Below are 19,711 nucleotides of genomic sequence, written 5' to 3' on the forward strand. Positions count from 1 at the left end.
GGTCGCGGGCCTGCATCGTGGTTGCCGGATCTTCGCCGGGTAACCCGGCGGTGCTCCGGGTTACCCGGCGAAACCCTGCCGACCGGGCGGAAACGACGATTATACCGTCCGTGACGGCTGGTACGGCCGGTGTCGCGGGCCGGCATGCATTCTTGTGCGGAGCGCGTGCATGCGACGCACGCCGCTCAGGGTTTCGCGCCCGCGGCGGTGGGCGCGGCGGCGCCCGCCGGCGGCGGGTCGGTGACGAAGCCGATCCGCGTCAGGCCCGCGGCCTGCGCGGCGCCCATCACCTGCGCGATCACGTCGTAGCGGGTCGCGCGCGACGCGCGCAGCCGCAACTCGGGCGGCGCGGCGGCGGCGGCGGCCGCCCGCAGGCGCGCGGGCAGCGCGTCGAGCGTGACGGGCGTGTCGTCCCAGTAGAGCTTGCCGGCGTCGTCGATCGACAACGTGACCGACTGCGGCGTATCGCGCGCGACGCCGGCCGCGACCTTCGGCAGGTCGAGCCGGATCGCGTGCGTCATCAGCGGCGCGGTGATGATGAAGATGACGAGCAGCACGAGCATCACGTCGATCAGCGGCGTCATGTTGATCTCCGCCATCGGCGCGGACGTCTTGTGGTGCTCCAGCCCGCCGAATGCCATGGTCGTTCCTCCGGGCCGCGGGTTATGCGGGTTGGGCGGGTTGGGCCGGCCGCACGGGTTGCGCGCACACGAACACGTGCAGGTCGCGCGCGAAGCCGTCGAGTTCCTCGGTGAGCTGGCGCACCAGCCGCCCGAGGATGTTGTACGCGAGCACCGCGGGGATCGCGACGACGAGCCCGAACGCGGTCATGATCAGCGCCTCGCCGACCGGCCCCGCGACGTTCTCGATCTGCGCCTGCCCGCTCACGGCGATGCTGCCGAGCGCATGGTAGATGCCCCATACGGTGCCGAGCAGCCCGACGAACGGCGCGGTGCTGCCGATCGACGCGAGCAGCACCTGGCCGAACTCGAGGCGCCGCTGCGAGCGCAGCATCGCGTGACGCAGCGCGCGCAGCACGCGTTCGCCGCGCTCGACGCGCGCGGCCAGCGCGGCGGGATCGTGTTCGTCGGCCGCATCGCGCGCGGCTTCGGCGAGCGGCACGAACACGCGCTCGCGATCGGCGCCGGCGAGCGCGGCGATGCCCGCGTCGAGCGACGCCGCCCGCCAGAACGCGGCGAGCGCGCGCGGCCCCTGCCGCTTCGCGCGGACCAGCAGCCACGATTTGACGAGCAGGAAGCACCAGCTGGCGACGGACATCGCCAGCAGCACGTAGGCGACGGCGTGCGTGATCGCATCGCCGCTTTCGAGGTAGTGGACAACGCCGGTGGGAATCGCCATCGGAGTTTCCCCGTGAGGATCAGCGCAGGCCGAGCACGTCCTGCATGTCGAACAGGCCGGCGCCGCGCGCCGACAGGAAGCGGACCGCACGCAGCGCGCCCTGCGCGTACGACACGCGGCTCGACGACTTGTGCGTGATTTCGATCCGTTCGCCGATGCCGGCGAACAATACGGTGTGATCGCCGACGATGTCGCCGCCGCGCACCGCCGCGAAACCGATCGACGACGGATCGCGTTCGCCGGTCACGCCGTGGCGGCCGTACACCGCGCAGTCGTCGAGCGAGCGGCCGAGCGCGCCGGCCACCGCCTCGCCCATCATCAGCGCGGTGCCCGACGGCGCGTCGACCTTGTGACGGTGGTGCGCCTCGATGATCTCGATGTCGTAGCCGTGCGAGAAGTGCTGCGCCGCGAATTCGAGCAGCTTCAGCGTGACGTTCACGCCGACGCTCATGTTCGCCGCGAACACGATGCCGAGCTTCGCCGCCGCAGCCTGCAGCTGCGCCTTCTGCTCGGCCGTGAAGCCGGTCGTGCCGATCACGAGCTTCACGTCGTGGCGTAGCGCGGCCTCGATGTGGGCGATCGTGCCCTCGGGGCGCGTGAAGTCGATCAGGTAATCGGCCTGCGCGAACACCGCGTCGAGATCGTCGGTCAGCTTGATGCCGGTGTCCTTGCCGACGAACGCGCCCGCGTCCTGGCCGAGAAACGGCGACCCGGCGCGGTCGAGTGCGCCGACGAGCTGCGCGTCGGCATCGTTGAGAACGGCTTCGATCAGCATCCGGCCCATACGGCCCGATGCACCGGCAATCGCAATCTTCATGGCTTTCTACACGACAGGTCTAAAGGCGGGCGGCGCCTGCCGCCCCCGATTCCGCACGCGGGCCGCTTACTGGGCCGGCGCGGTGAGCGGCTGGTTCTGCAGGTTGTCCGCGCCCTGCGGGCCGACCGGCGGCGACGCGTCGTTCGACACGTTCGGCTGCGGCGGACGATGGAACTGGAACTGCGGCTGGATCGCCGGCGCCGCGCCCGGCGGCTGGCCGCCCGGCACCGGCGCGCCGCCCGAGGCCTGCGCGGCCGGCGTGAAGCGACGGGCCGTCGCGCCCTGCCCCGACACCTGGTTGGTCGCGCGGTTCGCCGCGCGTGCGGCCTGCGCGTTCGCATCCTGGTCGAGCGCGGCGGCGGACGCCGGCTCGGCGGCCGGGCTCGCGGCAGCGCTCGCCTGCGCGGCGCTGGCGGCGGCAGCAGCGGCGGCGGCTTCGGACGCCTTCTTCGCCGCGGCGGCGGCCTTCGCCTTCTTGCCGCCGCGATCGCCGTCGATATCGGCGAGCAGGTCGAGCTCGGACGGCAGGTTATCCGCACCCGTCCAGCTGGCGAGGCGGTCGCCCGCGAACGTCAGCACGAGGTCGCGCTGCTGGACCACGGAAGTCGAGCCGCGCTTGAAGTAAAAGAGGTAATCCCAGCGATCGGCGTGGAACATGTCCGACAGCAGCGGCGTGCCGAGCAGCGCGCGAACCTGTTCGCGCGTCATGCCGGCCTGCAGTTGAGCGGCCTTCTCCTGCGACACGAAGTTGCCCTGCACAACCGTGATCCGATAGGGCGTGATGCTCTGCGCGATGCGCTGCGTCACGCTGTCGTACGACGAACAACCCGCCAGCGCGGCAACGGCGGCGGCAGCGATGATGGCACTCCGCATGCGACTCCTCTGAAAGTGCGAAAGAGATTCCGGGAACATTTCCGTCACCGAGCTGGCCCGCCCCGCGGGCCGCGCGTGTTTCTGGAACGGCCAAAAGCCGGTAACATTGAAGCCCTGCATTGTACTCTAGGGATGCCTAGCCATGACCAATCCGACCGATCTCAAGAATATCGGGCTAAAGGCCACCCTACCGCGCCTCAAGATTCTCGAGATCTTCCAGCAAAGCCCGGTGCGTCACCTGACCGCCGAAGACGTCTACCGCAACCTGCTCAACGAGCAGCTGGACATCGGGCTCGCCACCGTTTACCGCGTGCTGACGCAATTCGAGCAGGCCGGCCTGCTGTCGCGCAGCAACTTCGAATCGGGCAAGGCCGTGTTCGAGCTCAACGAAGGCTCCCACCACGATCACCTCGTGTGCCTCGATTGCGGCCGCGTCGAGGAATTCTTCGATGCCGAGATCGAAAGCCGCCAGCAGACGATCGCGAAGGAACGCGGCTTCCACCTGCAGGAGCATTCGCTCGCGATGTACGGCTCCTGCACGACGGAGAACTGCCCGCACCGCAAGCACTGAGACTGAGCGCTCGTCCGCGCATGCGCGACGGCCCGGCCGGCATCCCGCCGCCCGGGCCGTGTCGTTTTTGGCGTCGCCGCCGGCCGGCGCCGCGTCAGGCCGCGCCCGCGCTCGCTGGGCCTAGCCCGAGTTCGAGCACCCACGGGTCGGCCAGCGCGATCTCGTCGCAGTTCGGCTGGGGGCCGCCGCGGTCGACGATCACGAAGTCACTGACCGCGTCGAGCGCGAGCAGCGGATGGTGCCAGACACCTTTTGCGTAGTTCACGCCCTGCCAGCCCTCGGCGACGAACGCGCGCATCGCGTCGGGCCGGAATTCGCCGGCCGGCGCGACGACGATCGCATAGCGCGCGACCGCCGCGAGCGGGATGAATGCCTGGCTGCCGTGCGGATGGCGCTCCATCAGCGTCAGCGCGACGGGCAGCGCGCGCGGCTGCGCGCGAAACACGCTGACGAGCGGCCGGCCGCCGTCCGCGCAGACGTCGATGGTCGCGAGATCGTGGAAGCGCTCGGTCGTACCGCCGTTGATCGGGAAGTGCCGCGCGCCTTCGAGCGCGATCACGTCGCCGAACGGCGCGAACGCGTCGCGGGTCAGGGGCTGTGCGCGCAGGATACGGGGTCCGCTCATGCCGATACCCTCCGTCAGGCCGGTTCGCCCCACAGACGCAGCCGCGACACGCCGCCGTCCGGGAAGATGTTGAAGCGCACGTGCGTGACGGGGCCGAGCGCCGCCAGCTGGTCGAAGGTGTGCACGCGGTCCATCTGGAGCTTCTGCTCGCCGAGCAGTTCGGCCCAGAACATCGCCTGCGTGACGAGCGAATCGTCGGTGCCGCCCGCGACGCGCGCCGCCTGCAGCGAGCAGCGGTCCGGGAAGTTGCCCTTGAAGAATGCAGTATCGACGTCGACGCGCCGGATGACGCCCGGCCGCGCGAGCGCGACGATCGCCCAGTCGTTGCCGGGCTCGCGGCGGCGCCGCGTTTCCCAGCCGTCGCCCATGTTCGCGCCGCGCCCCGGCATCAGCATCTGCGACGCCGCACCGAAGTGCTGGTTGTTCGCCGCCACCAGGTAGCCGCCGTTCTCGATCGCGGCCAGATCGACGAGTTCGCCGGCCGCCACGTCGTGCCAGTCGCGCTGCGGCTGACCGTACACGCGCAGCCGCGCGAGGCCGCCGTCCGGATACAGGTTCACGCGCAGATGCGTGACCGGCTGCGCGTCGCTCACGCTCACGTAGTGGTGCGCGTTGCCCTGCAGCGTCGTCGCGGGGACGATCGTGCGCCATGCGGCGTCGTCGGGCGGCGTGTCGCCGTCGACGCTGCACGCGTCGATCGACGCGGCCGGCGGAAAGTTGCCGGTGAAGTGGCTGGTGTCCAGATCGACGCCGTGGACCACGCCCGGCCGCGCGAGCCGGATCACGCAGAAATCGTGGCCGGTCGTGCGCTTGCGGCGCGTTTCCCAGCCGTCCATCCACTTGCCGTGGTCGTCGTACTTGCCCGGAATGAACACGGCCGGCTCGGGGTTCAGCATGCGCTCCTTCGGCGCGAAGAACTCGTCGCTGGCGAACAGCGCCTGCGCGCCGAGACGCGGATCGGCGAGGTTCATGTAGCGGCGCGTGAACGCCGGCGCATTCGGATCGAGGATGGGGGCTGCCATGTCGTCTCCACTATCTTGATTTTGGCGGCGGCCGGCGGATCGTCACGCCGGCCGCGGGAAAGGAATTCGCGCGCCGCGGCCGGGGAAGCCGCGACGCGCGCGTGGGGCTCAGAGCGCGTGCGCCTGATCGCCGGCCACCGGTGCGGCGGCGCCCTGCTCGGCCGCCGGCACGTAGCACAGCTCGCGGTTCAGCACGCGCTTGGCGCGCACGCGGTCGATGTCGTTCTCCCAGACCGCAACGACGACCGTCGCGACGCAGTTGCCGATCAGGTTGGTCACGGCGCGCGCGATGCCGACGAACCAGTCGACCGGCAGAATCAGCACGAGGCCGAGCACGGGAATCGCGGGAATCGCCGACAGCGTCGCCGCGAGGATCACGATCGCCGAGCCCGGAATCCCGTGCGCGCCCTTCGACGTGACGAGCGACACGAGCAGCACGACGATCAGGTCGTGCGTCGACAGCGGCGTGTTGGTGGCCTGCGCGATGAACAGCACGGCGAGCGTCAGGTAGATCGAGAAGCCGTCGAGATTGAACGAATAGCCGGTCGGGATCACGAGGCCGACGGTCGAATCCTTGATGCCCATGTATTCGAGCTTGCTCATGACCTGCGGCAACACCGCGTCCGACGACGCCGTGCCGAGCACGATCGACAGCTCCTCGCGCAGGTAGCGGATCAGCTTGAACACCGAGAAGCCGGCGATGCGCATCACGATGCCCAGCACGACCGTGACGAACACGAAGCAGCTCAGGTAGAACACCGCGACGAGGTAGCCGAGCTGCTTGAGCGACGCGACGCCGTACTTGCCGGTCGTGAACGCGATCGCGCCGAGCACGCCGAGCGGCGCGAGCTTGATGATGAAGCCGATGATGCGGAAGAACACGTGCGACAGCTCGTCGATCAGGCCGTTCACCCGCTGCGCCTTGTCGCCGAGCAGCGACAGCGCCGAGCCGAACAGCACCGCGAACACCAGGATCTGCAGGATGTCGCCCTTCGCGAAGGCGTCGATCGCGGTCTCCGGGATGATCTTCATCAGGTAGCCGGCCGTGTCCTTCAGGCTTTCGGCGTTCTTCGCGTACGTCGACAGCGACGCCGCGTCGAGCGAGCGCAGGTCGATGTTCATCCCGACGCCCGGGCGCGTGAGCCAGGCGAGCACGAGGCCGATGCCGAGCGCGAGCGTCGTCATCACCTCGAAGTAGACGACCGCCTTCAGGCCGACCCGGCCGACCTTCTTCAGGTCGCCCGCGTTGGCCATCCCGCTGACCACGACGCAGAACACGATCGGGCCGATGACCATCTTGATGAGCTTCAGGAAACCGTCGCCGAGCGGCCGCAGCGACTCGGCGAAATGCGGGAAGAACGCACCGAGCGCCACCCCGAGAATCAATGCGATGACTACCCGGCCAAACAGCGAATTGAGGAATTTCGACACGGCGCTCTCCCGATCCAACGGTTGCAGTTTCGTCTGTTCATACTGGTATGACCAGTGCTGTTATGGTGGATAGTAGGAAGCCGATATAGTCGCGTCAAGGATGGACAAAATAGGGATTTCCCGCGCTTCGAGCCCGGCACGACGGGGGCCGGAACGCGATGGGCCGTGGCTTACCCGTAGCGCCGTCGTGCGCGGCGCGCGTGCGGATTACAATGCCGGTCAGACCGGCCATTGCACAGATCATGAAAAACGTTCCGCACACCGTGACCGACGCCGCCATCGCGACGATCCGCGACCGGATCGAGGCAGGCGTGTATCCGGTCGGCAGCCTGCTGCCGGCCCAGCGTCAGCTCTCCGAGGAGCTGGAGATCAGCCGCGCGTCGCTGCGCGAGGCGCTGTCCACGCTCGAGGCGCTCGGGATGCTGCGCATCCGCGCCGGCAAGGGCGTCTATGTGGAGAGCGCGCAGGCGAGCGCCGCGCATGCGTGGCAGTTCGCCGAGCAATCGTCGCCGCCCGACACGTACCAGATGCGCTATGCGCTCGAAGGCTTCGCCGCGCGGATGGCCGCGCACGTCGTCACCGACGACGACATCGCGTGGTTCGAGGACAACCTTGCCGAGCTGCACGTCGCCTTGACCGAAAGCGAGCTCGACGAAGCGTCGCGCCTCGACTTCGACTTCCACATGCGGATCATTCATCTCGCCGGCAACGCGGCGATCGAGTCGGTGCTGCGCAGCAGCGCGGACATCATGAAGGAAAGCCAGCGCATGCCGTTCTACCGGCGCGAGCTGCTGCTGTCGACGTGGCAGGAGCACCGCGCGATCGTCGATGCGCTGAGCGCGCGCGACGCGGCCGCGGCGGGCGATGCGATCGAGACGCACATCACGAATGCTGCGCGCCGTGCCGGAATCTTCTTTCCGACGCCGGGCGGTTGACGCACGGCGCGGGCGTCGCATGGCAGTCGCGCACCTGGCGCTCGCGGGCCGGGGAAACGGCTCGGCGCGCTGCTCATGTAGCGCCGGACAATAAAAAACCCGGCCGAATAACCGGGCCGGGTTCGTGCATCGCGCCGGCCGCGTCGCCGCGGCCGCACGATTCGCAGACTTACTTCGCGTTCGCGAATGCGACTGCCGTATCGAGCATGCGATTCGAGAAACCCCACTCGTTGTCGTACCAGCTCGACACCTTGACGAGACGGCCCGACACCTTGGTCAGCGTTGCATCGAACGTCGACGAAGCCGGGTTGTGGTTGAAGTCGATCGACACCAGCGGTGCGTCGTTGTAGCCGAGGATGCCCTTCAGCGCGCCTTCCGAAGCTTCCTTCATGATCGCGTTGACTTCCTCGACCGTCGTGTCGCGCTTCGCGATGAACGACAGGTCGACGATCGACACGTTGATCGTCGGGACGCGGATCGCATAGCCGTCGAGCTTGCCGTTCAGTTCCGGCAGCACCAGGCCGACCGCCGAAGCAGCGCCCGTCTTGGTCGGGATCTGGCTGTGCGTGGCCGAACGCGCGCGGCGCAGGTCTTCGTGATAGACGTCCGTCAGCACCTGGTCGTTCGTGTAGGCGTGGATCGTCGTCATCAGGCCGGTTTCGAGGCCGATCTGGTCGTTCAGCGGCTTGACGAGCGGCGCCAGGCAGTTCGTCGTGCACGATGCGTTCGAGATGACCGTGTGCTCGGCCTTCAGCACGTTGTGGTTCACGCCGTAGACGATCGTCGCGTCGACGTCCTTGCCGCCCGGCGCCGAGATGATCACCTTCTTCGCGCCGCCCTTCAGGTGGGCGCTCGCCTTTTCCTTCGACGTGAAGAAGCCCGTGCATTCCATCACGACGTCGACGCCCAGCTCGCCCCACGGCAGTTCTGCCGGGTTGCGGTTCGCGAGCACGCGGATCTTGTCGCCGTTCACGACCAGGTAGTCGCCGTCGACCGACACTTCGCCCGGGAACTTGCCGTGCGCGGTGTCGTACTGGGTCAGGTGCGCGTTCGTCTTCGCATCGCCCAGATCGTTGATCGCGACGATCTCGAGATCGTGCTTCTTGCCGTTTTCATAAAACGCGCGCAGCGTGTTGCGGCCGATACGGCCGTAGCCGTTGATTGCGACGCGGATCGTCATGGTCTATCTCCTGATGGCTGAAAAAATTCGTTTCGTGCAGCTTCACGGTGCGACGCGCGCGGTTGGCCGCGCGCGCCGCGAATGCTCTTAGGCCAGCACGGCCTTCGCCGTCTCGATCACGTGCTCGACGGTGAAGCCGAAGTACTTGAACAGCACGCCGGCCGGCGCCGATTCGCCGAACGTGTCGATCCCGACGACGCCGCCTTCGAGGCCGACGTACTTGTGCCAGAAGCCGGTCACGCCCGCTTCGATCGCGACGCGGCGCACGCCGTGCGGCAGCACGCGCTCGCGGTACTCGGCGTCCTGGCGGTCGAACACGTTGGTCGACGGCATCGACACGACGCGCGCCGCGATGCCCTGCTGCGCGAGCGGCTCGACGGCCTTCATCGCGAGTTCGACTTCGGAGCCCGTCGCGATCAGGATGATCTTGCGCGCGACGATCTCGTCGTCCCAGTCCTTCAGCACGTAGCCGCCCTTCTCGATGTTCGCGATCTGCGCATCGGTACGCGGGTTGAACGCGAGGTTCTGGCGGCTGAAGATCAGGCTCGACGGACGGTCGGCGGCAACCGCGTGGGTCCATGCGACGGCCGTCTCGACCGTGTCGGCCGGACGCCACACGTCGTGGTTCGGGATCAGGCGCAGGCTGGATACGTGTTCGATCGACTGGTGCGTCGGGCCGTCTTCGCCGAGGCCGATCGAGTCGTGCGTGAACACGAAGATCGACGGCACCTTCATCAGCGACGCGACGCGCAGCGCGTTGCGGCTGTAGTCGGAGAACGTCAGGAACGTGCCGCCGAACGGCTTGTGGCCGCCGTGCAGCGCGAGGCCATTGATCGCGGCGCTCATGCCGAATTCGCGCACGCCGTAGTTGATGTGGTTGCCGAGCACGACGCCCGCGCCTTCCGGATTCGCGCGCACCGCCTTCGACGCCTTCCAGTTGGTCAGGTTCGAGCCGGTCAGGTCGGCCGAGCCGCCGAGCAGTTCCGGCAGCACCGCGGCGAGCCCTTCGATCGCCTGCTGCGACGCCTTGCGGGTCGCGACCGTCTCGCCGCGCTGGTTCGCGCCGGCGACGATCGCCGCAGCCTTCTCGGCCCAGTCGGCCGGCAGCTTGTTGGCCATCCGGCGCTCGAATTCGGCTGCTTCGGCCGGGTACTTCGCGCGGTACTGCGCGAACGTGTCGCTCCAAGCCGCTTCGGCGCGCTGGCCGGCGTCCTTCGCGTCCCACGCCGCATAGACTTCCTGCGGAATCACGAACGGCTCCCAGGTCCAGCCGAGCGCTGCGCGCGTCTTCGCGATTTCTTCCGCGCCGAGCGCCGCGCCGTGCACGTCGTGGCCGCCCGCCTTGGTGGCCGCGCCCTTGCCGATCACCGTCTTGCAGCAGATCAGCGTCGGCTTGTCCGACAGCTTGGCCTTGGCGATCGCGGCGTCGACCGCGTCGACGTCGTGGCCGTTCACGTTCGGGATCACGTTCCAGCCGTACGCCTCGAAGCGCTTCGGCGTGTCGTCGTGGAACCAGTTGACGACGTCGCCGTCGATCGAGATGCCGTTGTCGTCGTACAGCGCGATCAGCTTGTTCAGCTTCAGCGTGCCGGCCAGCGAGCAGGCTTCGTGCGAGATGCCTTCCATCAGGCAGCCGTCGCCGAGGAACACGTAGGTGTGGTGGTCGACGATCTTCGCGCCGTCACGGTTGAACTCGTCGGCCATCAGCGCTTCGCCGAGCGCCATCCCGACGGCGTTCGCGAGACCCTGGCCGAGCGGGCCGGTGGTCGTCTCGACGCCCGGCGTGATGCCGTATTCCGGATGGCCCGGCGTCTTGGAGTGCAGCTGGCGGAAGTTCTTCAGCTCTTCGATCGGCAGGTCGTAGCCGGTCAGGTGCAGCAGCGAGTACAGCAGCATCGAGCCATGGCCGTTCGACAGCACGAAACGGTCGCGGTCTGCCCAATGCGGGTTCGTCGGGTTGTGCTTGAGGTGACGCGACCACAGCGCCACGCCGATTTCGGCCATGCCCATCGGCATGCCGGGGTGGCCGGAGTTCGCTTGCTGGACGGCGTCCATCGCGAGCGCACGGATCGCGTTGGCCATCAAAGTGGTAGAGGCGGGAGACGAAGTCGTCATGTCGAGTCCGGAGAACGAGTCGAGGAAACGGGAGCACGGCGGCATCCGGAAGCTCGAGCGTCGAACGTTCCCGGCGCGCGATGCGGCGCCTGAAGGACGCGAAGCGGACGGAGCCGACGGACGGGGCTGCAAAGCTCGGCATTTTAACAGATGGGCCGACATTTCCCCTGCCGGCGCTCCGTGTTCGGGCACGCATTTCCGGCAAACCGCGCGCCTCCTATAATTCAAGCGTCGGAACTGCCCGCCCCGCGCGCCCCCCGTGAGCACGACCCTCCTTTTTCATCCCACGCCCGACGCCGCGTACGGCTTTCCCAACGCGCGACGGCTCGCGCACGTCGCCTCGCCGCACCAGCACATCGAAGTGTGGGACACCCCGCAGCTCGGCCGCCTGTTCACGCTCGACGGCCGGCCGATGACGTCGGTCGGCGACGAATACGTGTACCACGAGTGCATGACGCACCCGGCCGCGCTCGCGCATCCGTGCCCGAAGAAGGCGCTCGTGCTCGGCGGCGGCGACGGCGGCGCCGCGCGCCAGTTGCTCAAGCACGCGTGCATCGAGCGGATCGTCGTCGCCGAACTCGACGACGAAGTGGTCGGGATGGCGCGCCGCTATCTCGACGACGTGCACCAGGGCGCGCTCGACGATCCGCGCGTCGAGGTCGTGATCGGCGACGCCGCGCAGTTCGTCGCGTCGACCGTCGAGCATTTCGATCTCGTCGTGTTCGACCTCACGCCGCCCGACTCGCCGGCGGCCGGCCTCTATACGCGCGAGTTCTACGCGCGGCTCAAGCGGATCCTGACGCCGCGCGCCGCGCTGTCGATGCATCTGGGCTCGCCGCTGTTCCATGCGGCGCGCATCGCCGCGCTGCTCGACGATCTGCGCGCGAGCTTCGCGTTCGTCGACCCGCTGTCCGCGCACGTGCCGCTGTACGGCTCCCAATGGCTGATGGCGATCGCGAGCGACACGCTCGACGCGGCCGCGCTGTTCGCACACGACGTCGACGAGCGGCTCGCCGCCCGCCGCGTGCACGGATTGCGCTACTACGATGCGCGACTTCATGCGGCCCTCTTTGCCCTGCCGCGCGCGCTGCGCGATACACTGGGCGGGCGCCGCTGAGCTTGGCGCAACGCGTCGTGATGCCGGTTGATCGCGCGCTCGTCGGCGCGCAGCGGGCGGGCGCGGTAAACGCCCGTCGCGGCGGCCGCATGCGGCCGAACGCCCGCGCGACGACCTTTCCACAGGAGATTTGATGACCGATCCACGTCCGGCCAACGTGCCTTGGTTGACGCCTTATCTGGCCGTGCGCAACGCGCGCGCCGCCATCGACTTCTTCAAGGCCGCATTCGGTTTCGCGCTGCGCGACGTCCATGACGAGGACGGCGCGATCATGCACGTCGAGATGACCTATCACGATCAGCTGATCGTGATGTTCGCGCCCGAAGGCGCATTCGGCTCGACCGCGCTCACGCCGAAGCATGCGAACGCGACCGCGCCGCAGTCGTTCTATCTGTACGTCGACGACGTCGACGCGACCTGGCAGCGCGCGCTCGATGCGGGCGCGAAGTCGCTGAGCGCGCCGCAGGACCAGTTCTGGGGCGACCGCTTCGCGCAGATCGAGGATCTCGACGGCTACCGCTGGGCACTCGCGTGCCGGGTGCGCCCATGAACGGAGCCGCAATCGAGATGAACGAGGCGACCACCACCGCGGCCGTGCCGCGCTTTTTCGTCGAAGCGACGCTGCGCGCCGGCGCGACGCTCGCGTTGCCGGCCGACGTCGCGCGTCACGCGCAGGTGCTGCGGCTGGAGCCCGGCGACGCGCTGGTGCTGTTCGACGGCAGCGGCGGACAGTACCGCGCGCAGCTCGTCGAGATCGACAAGCGCAACGCGCTTGCGCAGCTCGACGCGTTCGAGCCGGTCGAGGCCGAGCCGCCGTACCGTGTGACGCTCGCGCAAGGCATCGCCGGCGGCGACAAGATGGACTGGGTGATCGAGAAGGCCGTCGAGCTCGGCGTCGCGGCGGTCGTGCCGCTGACGACGGCGCGCGGCGTCGTGAAGCTGTCGGGCGAGCGCGCGGACAAGCGCGTCGCGCACTGGCGCGGCGTCGTGCGCGCATCGTGCGAGCAGTGCGGGCGCAACCGCGTGCCCGAGGTCGCCGCGGTGCGCGGGTTCGGCGCGTGGCTCGACGCGCTGCCCGCGGCGCCGGCCGACGGCGAGTTGCGGCTGCTGCTGTCGCCGCGCGCGAGCATTCCGTTCGCGTCGCTGCCGGATCAGCCGCCCGCGGCTACGGTCACCCTGCTGATCGGGCCGGAAGGCGGGTTGTCGCCGGACGAGGAAAACGCGGCGCGTGCGCACGGCTTCACCGCGCTGTCGCTCGGCCCGCGCGTGCTGCGCACCGAAACGGCCGGCGCGGCCGTACTCGCGGCGCTGGCCGCGCGCTGGGGCGGGTGGTGATGCGGCGGGCCGCCGCGCGTGGCAAGCGGCGGCCCCGAACTCTCGGCGAGTCGCATATCGAGCACCGGCTGCGCCCGGCCCGCGCGAGCGCGGACGCAAAAAAGCCCGCTCGACGCGGGCTTCCTGCAGGATGGGCCGCGTAGGCGGCCGCCGCACCTGCGCTTACGCGAACGAATAGAACACGCGGAACGCGACCTTGCGCTCGGCCCAGAACTCCGCGGCCTCGCGGAACACGTCGAGCAGCGTCTCGCGCCCTTCCTTGTCGAACTTCTGCGCGATCGGCAGCCCTTCGAGGACGATCACGAAACCGGGCTGTGCGCCGGCCTTCGCGACGAGGTCGGTCAGGCAGTCGTACAGCGCGTCGTAGTTCTTGCCGAAATGCTTTGGAAACAGAAACGACGTCGCGATCGTCTCCATCACTTCCTGCTTCGACTGCGCGGCGCCGCAATACGCATACAGGAAATGCTGGCCGAGCCGACCGGCTTCGTCGGCGAGATCCTGCACGCGGAACGCGCGGATCGACTGCACGAGATTGGGTCGGACGGTCGTGAAAAGGCTCATAGGCTCCTCGTTCGATGAAAGCCCGGGCTCGGCCGCCTGTTGCTCAGGCGCGCCGCCGGCCTGTGCCGCCGCGTGTAGTTGCATCACGCGCTGAAACAGATTGCCGTCGCCGGCCGCGAACAGTTCCGCCGCCGCCGTATCGTGCGCGTAGATGGAGTCGCTCATGCCGTTCATCCCGAAGTCATTCAACAATACGTTTAAAACTGTTGTAGTGGTCGTCTGTGTAATAACAGTTGTCGGTCCGGCGCAGCGGCCCGCCACAGACGATCCGACGCGCGCCGCGATTGCGCGCGCGCGGCGTCGGGACCGTGTACTCGTGGTAGTAGCCGCGCTTCGCCTTGGGCAGGATCCGTTCGCGATTGCCGAACACGACGCCGTCCTTCTCGTAAGGATAGGGGCCGCCGTCGGCGATCAGGCCAAGCGTGGTCACGGCCTCGCGCGGCAAACGCGCCGCCGGGACCGTATCGACCCCGGCTGCGGCCACGTCGGCCGAAGCGGCCTGCCGTGCGTATGCGGCGGAAACCAGACTGCCCGTCGGCGCGCCGACGATACCCATCGCAAACATCGCGAAGACGGACGCGAGCGCGCCGTTGCGGAGCCACTTGCGTGCCATGAACCAGGGTTCCCGCTGTTAAATCAAGTAGTTGACGACCAACCAAAGGCGTTAGCGTAGCGCTATTGTTCCCGCGAATCAATGTTCGTTTGGAAACCGAAAGCCCGATGCCCCGCCGCAACGGGCATTTTTTACCTAAATCACATCACTTTTATCTTTCATAGGATAAAATGGCGGCGGCATCTGTCACCTGGCGAGATCTGCCTCCTTGCCACGCTCATTACCCGGAGTGGAGAGATGCCGTTGTTGATTAGGGAAAGCGCCTTCGCGCGATACCCGACGGCGTGCCCGTTGCGGGCACGCCTCTTTTTGCCTTTGTTGACAATTTCATCCGCGGTGCCGCGCCGGTTCGACCGGGCGGCACCCGCGTGTTGGCTCAGCGCGACGCGTTCACGTCGGCGACCAGCAGCGCCGCCATATTGACGATGCGGCGAACGGTCGCCGATTCGGTCAGCACGTGCACCGGCTGCGCGGCGCCCAGCAGGATCGGCCCGATCGCGATGTTGTTGCCGGCGGCCGTCTTCAACAGGTTGTACGCGATGTTCGCCGAATCGATGTTCGGCAGGATCAGCAGGTTCGCGTCGCCCTCGAGCGTCGATTCGGGCAGGATTTCCTTGCGCAGCGCCGCGTCGAGCGCGACGTCGCCGTGCATCTCGCCGTCGACCTTCAGTTCCGGCGCGCGTTCCTGCAGGATCGCGAGCGTATCGCGCATCTTCTGCGCGGACGGCGCGTTGCTCGTCCCGAAATTGGAGTGCGACAGCAGCGCGACCTTCGGCTCGATGCCGAACCGGCGCACTTCCTCGGCGGCCATGATCGTGATCTCGGCGAGTTCCTCCGGGGTCGGATCGACGTTCACGTGCGTGTCGACCAGGAAGATCTGGCGGCCCGGCAGCACGAGGCCGTTCATCGCCGCGTAGACGCTGCAGCCCGGACGCTTGCCGATCACCTGGTCGATGAAGTGCAGGTGGCGGTGCGTGGTGCTGATCGTGCCGCAGATCATCCCGTCCGCTTCGCCCTTCTTCACCAGCATCGAGCCGATCAGCGTCGTGCGGCGGCGCATCTCGACACGCGCGAGCTGCTCGCTGATGCCCTTGCGCGCCATCATCTTGTAGTACGTCTGCCAGAAGTCGCGGTAGCGCTCGTCGTGCTCGGTGTTGACGACGGTGAAATCGGCGCCCGGCGTCAGGCGCAGCCCGTAGCGCTGGATACGGTGCTCGATCACCGACGGGCGGCCGATCAGGATCGGCTTCGCGAGCTTCTCGTCGACGATGATCTGAACCGCGCGCAACACGCGCTCTTCCTCGCCCTCCGCGAACACGACGCGCTTCTTCTCGCCGGGCGCGGCGCGCGCGATCTGGAAGATCGGCTTCATCGTCGTGCCGCTGTGATAGACGAACTGCTGCAGATGCTGCTTGTACGCGTCCATGTCCTCGATCGGGCGCGTCGCGACGCCGCCGTCCATCGCGGCCTGCGCGACGGCCGGCGCGATCTTGACGATCAGGCGCGGGTCGAACGGCTTCGGAATCAGGTATTCGGGGCCGAACGACAGATCCTGGATCCCGTACGCGGTCGCGACGATGTCGCTCTGCTCGTGCTGCGCAAGCTCGGCGATCGCATTGACCGCCGCAATCTCCATCTCGCGCGTGATCGTCGTCGCGCCGACGTCGAGTGCGCCGCGGAAGATGAACGGGAAGCACAGCACGTTGTTGACCTGGTTCGGATAGTCGGTGCGGCCGGTGGCCAGCACGGCGTCCGGACGCACTTCGAGCGCGAGTTCGGGCAGGATCTCGGGCGTCGGGTTCGCGAGCGCGAGGATCATCGGCCGTTCGGCCATGCCCTTCACCATCTCCTGCTTCAGCACGCCGCCGGCCGACAGGCCGAGGAAGATGTCGGCGCCTTCCATCACCTCGGCGAGCGTGCGTGCGTCGGTTTCGCGCGCGAACCGCTCCTTGTCCGGGTCCATCAGCTCGGCGCGGCCCTTGTACACCACGCCGGCCAGGTCGGTCACCGTGATGTTCTCGAGCGGCAGGCCGATGTCGACCAGCAGGTCGAGACACGCGAGCGCGGCCGCGCCGGCGCCCGACGCGACCAGCTTCACCTTCTTGATGTCCTTGCCGACGACCTTCAGGCCGTTCGTGACGGCCGCGGCCACGACGATCGCGGTGCCGTGCTGGTCGTCGTGGAACACCGGAATCTTCATCCGCTTGCGCGCTTCGCGCTCGACGATGAAGCAGTCGGGCGCCTTGATGTCCTCGAGGTTGATCCCGCCGAAGGTCGGCTCGAGCGCGGCGATCACGTCGACGAGCTTGTGCGGGTCCGACTCGTTCAGTTCGATGTCGAACACGTCGATGCCCGCGAACTTCTTGAACAGCACGGCCTTGCCTTCCATCACCGGCTTCGACGCGAGCGGGCCGATGTTGCCGAGCCCGAGCACGGCGGTGCCGTTCGTGACGACGCCGACCAGGTTGCTGCGCGCGGTGAAGCGCGCGGCGTTCAGCGGATTCTCGACGATCTCCTCGCACGCGAACGCGACGCCGGGCGAATACGCGAGCGCGAGGTCGCGCTGGTTGATCATCTGCTTGGTGGGGGCGATCGCGATTTTCCCGGGCGTCGGGAATTCGTGATAGTCGAGGGCGGCTTCGCGGAGCTTGGCTTTGGAGGAGGCTTGAGTCGACATGTGTCTCGTGGCGGGCGGATTAGAATGACTGTTCCACGGCATTGTAGCGCCAATCCAACCCCGTCAGACCGGCGTTTCGGGTGCAACAGCCGCGACAAAAATGGACTGAACGGTGCAGAAACGGCGCCGTTCGCCTCGTACAATGCCGTTCCTTTCACCGCTTCCGGGTCCGTCCGCCGTGCCAGCCGCCCTGTCCGAGTTTTCGCTGATCGATCGCTTCTTCGCGCGCCGCGCGGCCCGCGGCACCCGCACGTCGACGCTCGGCATCGGCGACGATTGCGCGCTGCTCGAGCCGCGTTCCGGAAAACTGCTGGCCATTTCGACCGACATGCTGGTGGAAGGCCGCCACTTCTTCCCCGACGTCGCGCCCGACGCGCTCGGTCACAAGACGCTCGCGGTCAATTTGTCCGACCTCGCCGCGATGGGCGCCGCGCCGCGCGCGTTCACGCTCGCGTGCGCGCTGCCGCGCGCGGATGCCGCGTGGCTCGACGCGTTCAGCCGCGGGCTGTTCGCGCTCGCCGACCGGTTCGGCTGCGAGCTGATCGGCGGCGACACGACGAGCGGGCCGCTGAACCTGTGCGTGACGGTGTTCGGCGAAGTGGCGCCGGACGCCGTGCTGCGGCGCGATGCCGCGCGCCCCGGCGACGACGTCTGGGTGTCCGGCACGCTCGGCGACGCGCGCGCGGGCCTCGGCGTCGCACGCGGAGAATGGCGCGCCGGCGCCGACGACGCAGCGGCGTTCCGCCGCGCGCTCGAGCGTCCCGAGCCGCGCATTGCGCTCGGGCTCGCGCTCGCCGGCGTCGCGCATGCGGCGCTCGACATCTCGGACGGGCTCGCCGGCGATCTCCAGCACATCCTGACGCGCTCGAACGTGGGCGCGGACGTCGACGCCGATGCGGTGCCGCGCTCGGCGGCGCTCGCGGCGTTGCCGGCCGACGTGCAGCGGCGCTGCGCGCTCGCCGGCGGCGACGACTACGAGCTGTGCTTCACCGCGCCGCCCGCGGCCCGCGCGGCGGTCGAGGCAGCCGGCGCGAGCGCGGCGGTACGGGTCACGCGAATCGGTACAATACGCGCGTTGTCTTCGCCGTCGGAGCGGCCCGCGATCGCGTGGCGCGACGCCGCCGGCGCGCCCCTCACCCTCACGTTGCACGGCTTCGACCACTTCGATGCACACTGATCCGACGCACGCGCAAGCCGAGGCAGCGCCCGGCGCCGCCCCGCTCGCCCCGCGGCGCGCGAGCGCGCGCTTCATGCTGTCGCACCCGGCGCACCTCGTGTCGCTCGGCTTCGGCAGCGGGCTCGCGCCGTTCCTGCCCGGCACGTTCGGCACGCTGTTCGGCTGGCTGACGTTCGTCGTGCTCAACCGCTATCTGACGGTGCCCGAATGGTGGGCGCTGATCGCGCTCGGCTTCGCCGCCGGCACCTGGCTGACCGGCTTCACCGCACGCAAGATGGGCAACGCCGATCCGGGCCCCGTCGTCTGGGATGAAATCGTCGCGATCTGGCTCGTGATGCTGTTCGTCACGCCGGCGACCTTCGTCGGCCAGCTGTGGGCGTTCGTCGTGTTTCGCCTGTTCGACATGTTGAAGCCGCCGCCGATCCGCTACTTCGACCGCCGCGTGAAAGGCGGGCTCGGCATCATGGTCGACGATCTGGTCGCCGCGTTCATGACGCTGCTCGTGATCGCGCTGTGGCGCTCGGTCGTCGGCTGACCGATTTCCCGACTCCCGTTTCCCGACGCGCATGCCAACCGATTCCGTCGTCCATCAGCTTGCGATCCGCGCAGGCAACAAACTGCGTGACGAGCACCTGTCGCTCGCCACCGCCGAGTCCTGCACGGGCGGCATGATCGCCGCCGCGATCACCGACATCTCCGGCAGCAGCCAGTGGTTCGAGCGCGGCTTCGTCACCTATTCGAACCAGGCCAAGAGCGAGATGATCGGCGTGCCGCCCGACCTGATCGAGAAGCACGGCGCGGTCAGCGAGCCGGTCGCCCGCGCGATGGCCGAAGGCGCGCTGCGCAACAGCCGCGCGCAGGTCGCGCTGTCGGTCACCGGCATCGCCGGGCCGGGCGGCGGCAGCGAGAAGAAGCCGGTCGGCACCGTGTCGTTCGCGTGGAGCAACCGGCTGCACACCGACGTCGAGACGCTCGTGTTCAAGGGCGACCGCGAGCAGATCCGCACGCAGGCGGCCGCGCATGCGCTGCGCGGGCTGTTGAAGCTGCTCGACGAACGCGAGGGCTGATCCGCCCGCCCCGCCCGCTCGGCGGATCGCGCCGTGCTTAACGACGATCCGGTTTCCGTCTGCCGTCTCACCGGCGTGCCGTCGTTACGGATCGATGACAAGCGCGAGCGACGCGCGCTGGCCGCGCAACGATGCGGCAGGAATCCGACGGGAAGATATTCGTCGCGTGCGCCAGGACGGCGCACGTTGCGATCGACGCGCGCAGTTCGCGGTCCGCGGATGCGGCTGCGCACGCC

20 protein-coding genes are annotated in these 19,711 nt (G+C 68.4%); 8 read left to right on the forward strand and 12 right to left on the reverse strand.

Translation table 11 applies throughout. The features are described 5' to 3' along the window. Nucleotides 1–185 precede the first annotated feature (185 nt). The 4 genes from AK36_RS10875 to AK36_RS10890 form a co-directional block, all read right to left on the reverse strand. Complete coding sequence (locus AK36_RS10875) at nt 186–641, reverse strand: ExbD/TolR family protein (protein WP_034194162.1); 456 nt, start codon at nt 639–641, stop codon at nt 186–188. Nucleotides 642–663: 22 nt separating this feature from the next. Next, nucleotides 664–1,359 (reverse strand): MotA/TolQ/ExbB proton channel family protein, encoded by a 696-nt coding sequence (locus tag AK36_RS10880; RefSeq protein WP_034194163.1) that lies wholly within the window; start codon nt 1,357–1,359, stop codon nt 664–666. A gap of 19 nt (nt 1,360–1,378) precedes the next feature. Then, nucleotides 1,379–2,176, reverse strand: a complete 798-nt coding sequence (gene dapB / locus AK36_RS10885) for a 4-hydroxy-tetrahydrodipicolinate reductase (RefSeq protein WP_011883258.1) — start codon at nt 2,174–2,176, stop codon at nt 1,379–1,381. Nucleotides 2,177–2,242: 66 nt separating this feature from the next. Continuing rightward, nucleotides 2,243–3,049, reverse strand: a complete 807-nt coding sequence (locus AK36_RS10890) for an outer membrane protein assembly factor BamE (protein WP_014722437.1) — start codon at nt 3,047–3,049, stop codon at nt 2,243–2,245. A gap of 142 nt (nt 3,050–3,191) precedes the next feature. Between AK36_RS10890 and fur the strand changes: the two genes are divergently transcribed. Next, nucleotides 3,192–3,620 carry a ferric iron uptake transcriptional regulator gene (fur, locus tag AK36_RS10895; RefSeq protein ID WP_011883256.1) on the forward strand — a complete coding sequence of 143 codons (429 nt, stop codon included), beginning with the start codon at nt 3,192–3,194 and terminating at the stop codon, nt 3,618–3,620. Between the two features lie 94 nt (nt 3,621–3,714). Here fur and AK36_RS10900 read toward each other — a convergent pair whose 3' ends face one another. The 3 genes from AK36_RS10900 to AK36_RS10910 all read right to left on the reverse strand — a co-directional run bounded on the left by AK36_RS10900 (nt 3,715) and on the right by AK36_RS10910 (nt 6,698). Further along, nucleotides 3,715–4,245: an ureidoglycolate lyase gene (locus AK36_RS10900; protein ID WP_011883255.1), complete on the reverse strand. Its 531-nt coding sequence runs from the start codon at nt 4,243–4,245 to the stop codon at nt 3,715–3,717. Nucleotides 4,246–4,259: 14 nt separating this feature from the next. After that, entirely contained in the window at nt 4,260–5,267 is a 1,008-nt protein-coding gene (alc, locus tag AK36_RS10905) for an allantoicase (RefSeq protein ID WP_011883254.1), read from the reverse strand. 108 nt (nt 5,268–5,375) lie between these two features. Continuing rightward, nucleotides 5,376–6,698, reverse strand: a complete 1,323-nt coding sequence (locus tag AK36_RS10910; protein WP_011883253.1) for a C4-dicarboxylate transporter DctA — start codon at nt 6,696–6,698, stop codon at nt 5,376–5,378. Nucleotides 6,699–6,910: 212 nt separating this feature from the next. Between AK36_RS10910 and AK36_RS10915 the strand changes: the two genes are divergently transcribed. Further along, nucleotides 6,911–7,633, forward strand: coding sequence for a FadR/GntR family transcriptional regulator (locus AK36_RS10915; protein WP_014722435.1), 723 nt, complete (start codon nt 6,911–6,913; stop codon nt 7,631–7,633). Nucleotides 7,634–7,802: 169 nt separating this feature from the next. On the opposite strand, the gene gap is transcribed toward AK36_RS10915, so the two are convergent. After that, nucleotides 7,803–8,813 (reverse strand): type I glyceraldehyde-3-phosphate dehydrogenase, encoded by a 1,011-nt coding sequence (gap, locus tag AK36_RS10920; RefSeq protein WP_011883251.1) that lies wholly within the window; start codon nt 8,811–8,813, stop codon nt 7,803–7,805. An 87-nt stretch (nt 8,814–8,900) separates the two neighbouring features. Beyond that, nucleotides 8,901–10,973, reverse strand: a complete 2,073-nt coding sequence (gene tkt / locus AK36_RS10925) for a transketolase (RefSeq protein ID WP_014722434.1) — start codon at nt 10,971–10,973, stop codon at nt 8,901–8,903. Between the two features lie 214 nt (nt 10,974–11,187). Between tkt and speE the strand changes: the two genes are divergently transcribed. The 3 genes from speE (at nt 11,188) to AK36_RS10940 (ending at nt 13,380) form a co-directional block, all read left to right on the forward strand. After that, on the forward strand, nt 11,188–12,045 hold the full coding sequence (gene speE / locus AK36_RS10930) for a polyamine aminopropyltransferase (RefSeq protein WP_011883249.1): 858 nt from the start codon (nt 11,188–11,190) through the stop codon (nt 12,043–12,045). Between the two features lie 133 nt (nt 12,046–12,178). Further along, on the forward strand, nt 12,179–12,595 hold the full coding sequence (locus AK36_RS10935; protein ID WP_011883248.1) for a VOC family protein: 417 nt from the start codon (nt 12,179–12,181) through the stop codon (nt 12,593–12,595). A 17-nt stretch (nt 12,596–12,612) separates the two neighbouring features. Further along, entirely contained in the window at nt 12,613–13,380 is a 768-nt protein-coding gene (locus tag AK36_RS10940) for a 16S rRNA (uracil(1498)-N(3))-methyltransferase (RefSeq protein WP_011883247.1), read from the forward strand. Nucleotides 13,381–13,542: 162 nt separating this feature from the next. On the opposite strand, the gene AK36_RS10945 is transcribed toward AK36_RS10940, so the two are convergent. From AK36_RS10945 to AK36_RS10955, 3 genes are all read right to left on the reverse strand, one after another. Beyond that, entirely contained in the window at nt 13,543–14,106 is a 564-nt protein-coding gene (locus AK36_RS10945; protein ID WP_011883246.1) for a barstar family protein, read from the reverse strand. 16 nt (nt 14,107–14,122) lie between these two features. Continuing rightward, a complete protein-coding gene (locus tag AK36_RS10950) occupies nt 14,123–14,554 on the reverse strand; it encodes a ribonuclease (RefSeq protein ID WP_011883245.1) in 432 nt (143 codons plus the stop codon). Nucleotides 14,555–14,930: 376 nt separating this feature from the next. Next, nucleotides 14,931–17,273: an NADP-dependent malic enzyme gene (locus AK36_RS10955; protein WP_011883244.1), complete on the reverse strand. Its 2,343-nt coding sequence runs from the start codon at nt 17,271–17,273 to the stop codon at nt 14,931–14,933. A gap of 100 nt (nt 17,274–17,373) precedes the next feature. On the opposite strand from AK36_RS10955, the gene thiL reads away from it, so the two are divergent. Genes thiL through AK36_RS10970 form a run of 3 tightly spaced genes read left to right on the forward strand, consistent with a single transcriptional unit; the run spans nt 17,374 to nt 19,475 of the window. Continuing rightward, entirely contained in the window at nt 17,374–18,408 is a 1,035-nt protein-coding gene (gene thiL, locus AK36_RS10960) for a thiamine-phosphate kinase (protein ID WP_045578536.1), read from the forward strand. Next, on the forward strand, nt 18,398–18,943 hold the full coding sequence (locus tag AK36_RS10965) for a phosphatidylglycerophosphatase A family protein (protein ID WP_034194167.1): 546 nt from the start codon (nt 18,398–18,400) through the stop codon (nt 18,941–18,943). The genes thiL and AK36_RS10965 overlap by 11 nt, the downstream gene beginning before the upstream one ends. Nucleotides 18,944–18,974: 31 nt before the next feature. Next, nucleotides 18,975–19,475, forward strand: a complete 501-nt coding sequence (locus AK36_RS10970; RefSeq protein ID WP_011883241.1) for a CinA family protein — start codon at nt 18,975–18,977, stop codon at nt 19,473–19,475. Nucleotides 19,476–19,711: the final 236 nt, after the last annotated feature.

The sequence above is a fragment of the Burkholderia vietnamiensis LMG 10929 genome (genome assembly GCF_000959445.1).
Taxonomy (GTDB): Bacteria; Pseudomonadota; Gammaproteobacteria; order Burkholderiales; family Burkholderiaceae; genus Burkholderia; species Burkholderia vietnamiensis.

What these genes read in the sequence shown, in the direction of transcription:
- AK36_RS10875 (WP_034194162.1), bottom strand. Translation starts at nt 641, where the DNA reads ATGGCATTCGGCGGGCTGGAGCACCACAAGACGTCCGCGCCGATGGCG.
- AK36_RS10880 (WP_034194163.1), bottom strand. Translation starts at nt 1,359, where the DNA reads ATGGCGATTCCCACCGGCGTTGTCCACTACCTCGAAAGCGGCGATGCG.
- dapB (WP_011883258.1), bottom strand. Translation starts at nt 2,176, where the DNA reads ATGAAGATTGCGATTGCCGGTGCATCGGGCCGTATGGGCCGGATGCTG.
- AK36_RS10890 (WP_014722437.1), bottom strand. Translation starts at nt 3,049, where the DNA reads ATGCGGAGTGCCATCATCGCTGCCGCCGCCGTTGCCGCGCTGGCGGGT.
- fur (WP_011883256.1), top strand. Translation starts at nt 3,192, where the DNA reads ATGACCAATCCGACCGATCTCAAGAATATCGGGCTAAAGGCCACCCTA.
- AK36_RS10900 (WP_011883255.1), bottom strand. Translation starts at nt 4,245, where the DNA reads ATGAGCGGACCCCGTATCCTGCGCGCACAGCCCCTGACCCGCGACGCG.
- alc (WP_011883254.1), bottom strand. Translation starts at nt 5,267, where the DNA reads ATGGCAGCCCCCATCCTCGATCCGAATGCGCCGGCGTTCACGCGCCGC.
- AK36_RS10915 (WP_014722435.1), top strand. Translation starts at nt 6,911, where the DNA reads ATGCCGGTCAGACCGGCCATTGCACAGATCATGAAAAACGTTCCGCAC.
- gap (WP_011883251.1), bottom strand. Translation starts at nt 8,813, where the DNA reads ATGACGATCCGCGTCGCAATCAACGGCTACGGCCGTATCGGCCGCAAC.
- tkt (WP_014722434.1), bottom strand. Translation starts at nt 10,973, where the DNA reads ATGCCGCCGTGCTCCCGTTTCCTCGACTCGTTCTCCGGACTCGACATG.
- AK36_RS10935 (WP_011883248.1), top strand. Translation starts at nt 12,179, where the DNA reads ATGACCGATCCACGTCCGGCCAACGTGCCTTGGTTGACGCCTTATCTG.
- AK36_RS10940 (WP_011883247.1), top strand. Translation starts at nt 12,613, where the DNA reads ATGAACGAGGCGACCACCACCGCGGCCGTGCCGCGCTTTTTCGTCGAA.
- AK36_RS10945 (WP_011883246.1), bottom strand. Translation starts at nt 14,106, where the DNA reads ATGAGCGACTCCATCTACGCGCACGATACGGCGGCGGCGGAACTGTTC.
- AK36_RS10950 (WP_011883245.1), bottom strand. Translation starts at nt 14,554, where the DNA reads ATGGCACGCAAGTGGCTCCGCAACGGCGCGCTCGCGTCCGTCTTCGCG.
- AK36_RS10955 (WP_011883244.1), bottom strand. Translation starts at nt 17,273, where the DNA reads ATGCCGTGGAACAGTCATTCTAATCCGCCCGCCACGAGACACATGTCG.
- thiL (WP_045578536.1), top strand. Translation starts at nt 17,374, where the DNA reads ATGCCGTTCCTTTCACCGCTTCCGGGTCCGTCCGCCGTGCCAGCCGCC.
- AK36_RS10965 (WP_034194167.1), top strand. Translation starts at nt 18,398, where the DNA reads ATGCACACTGATCCGACGCACGCGCAAGCCGAGGCAGCGCCCGGCGCC.
- AK36_RS10970 (WP_011883241.1), top strand. Translation starts at nt 18,975, where the DNA reads ATGCCAACCGATTCCGTCGTCCATCAGCTTGCGATCCGCGCAGGCAAC.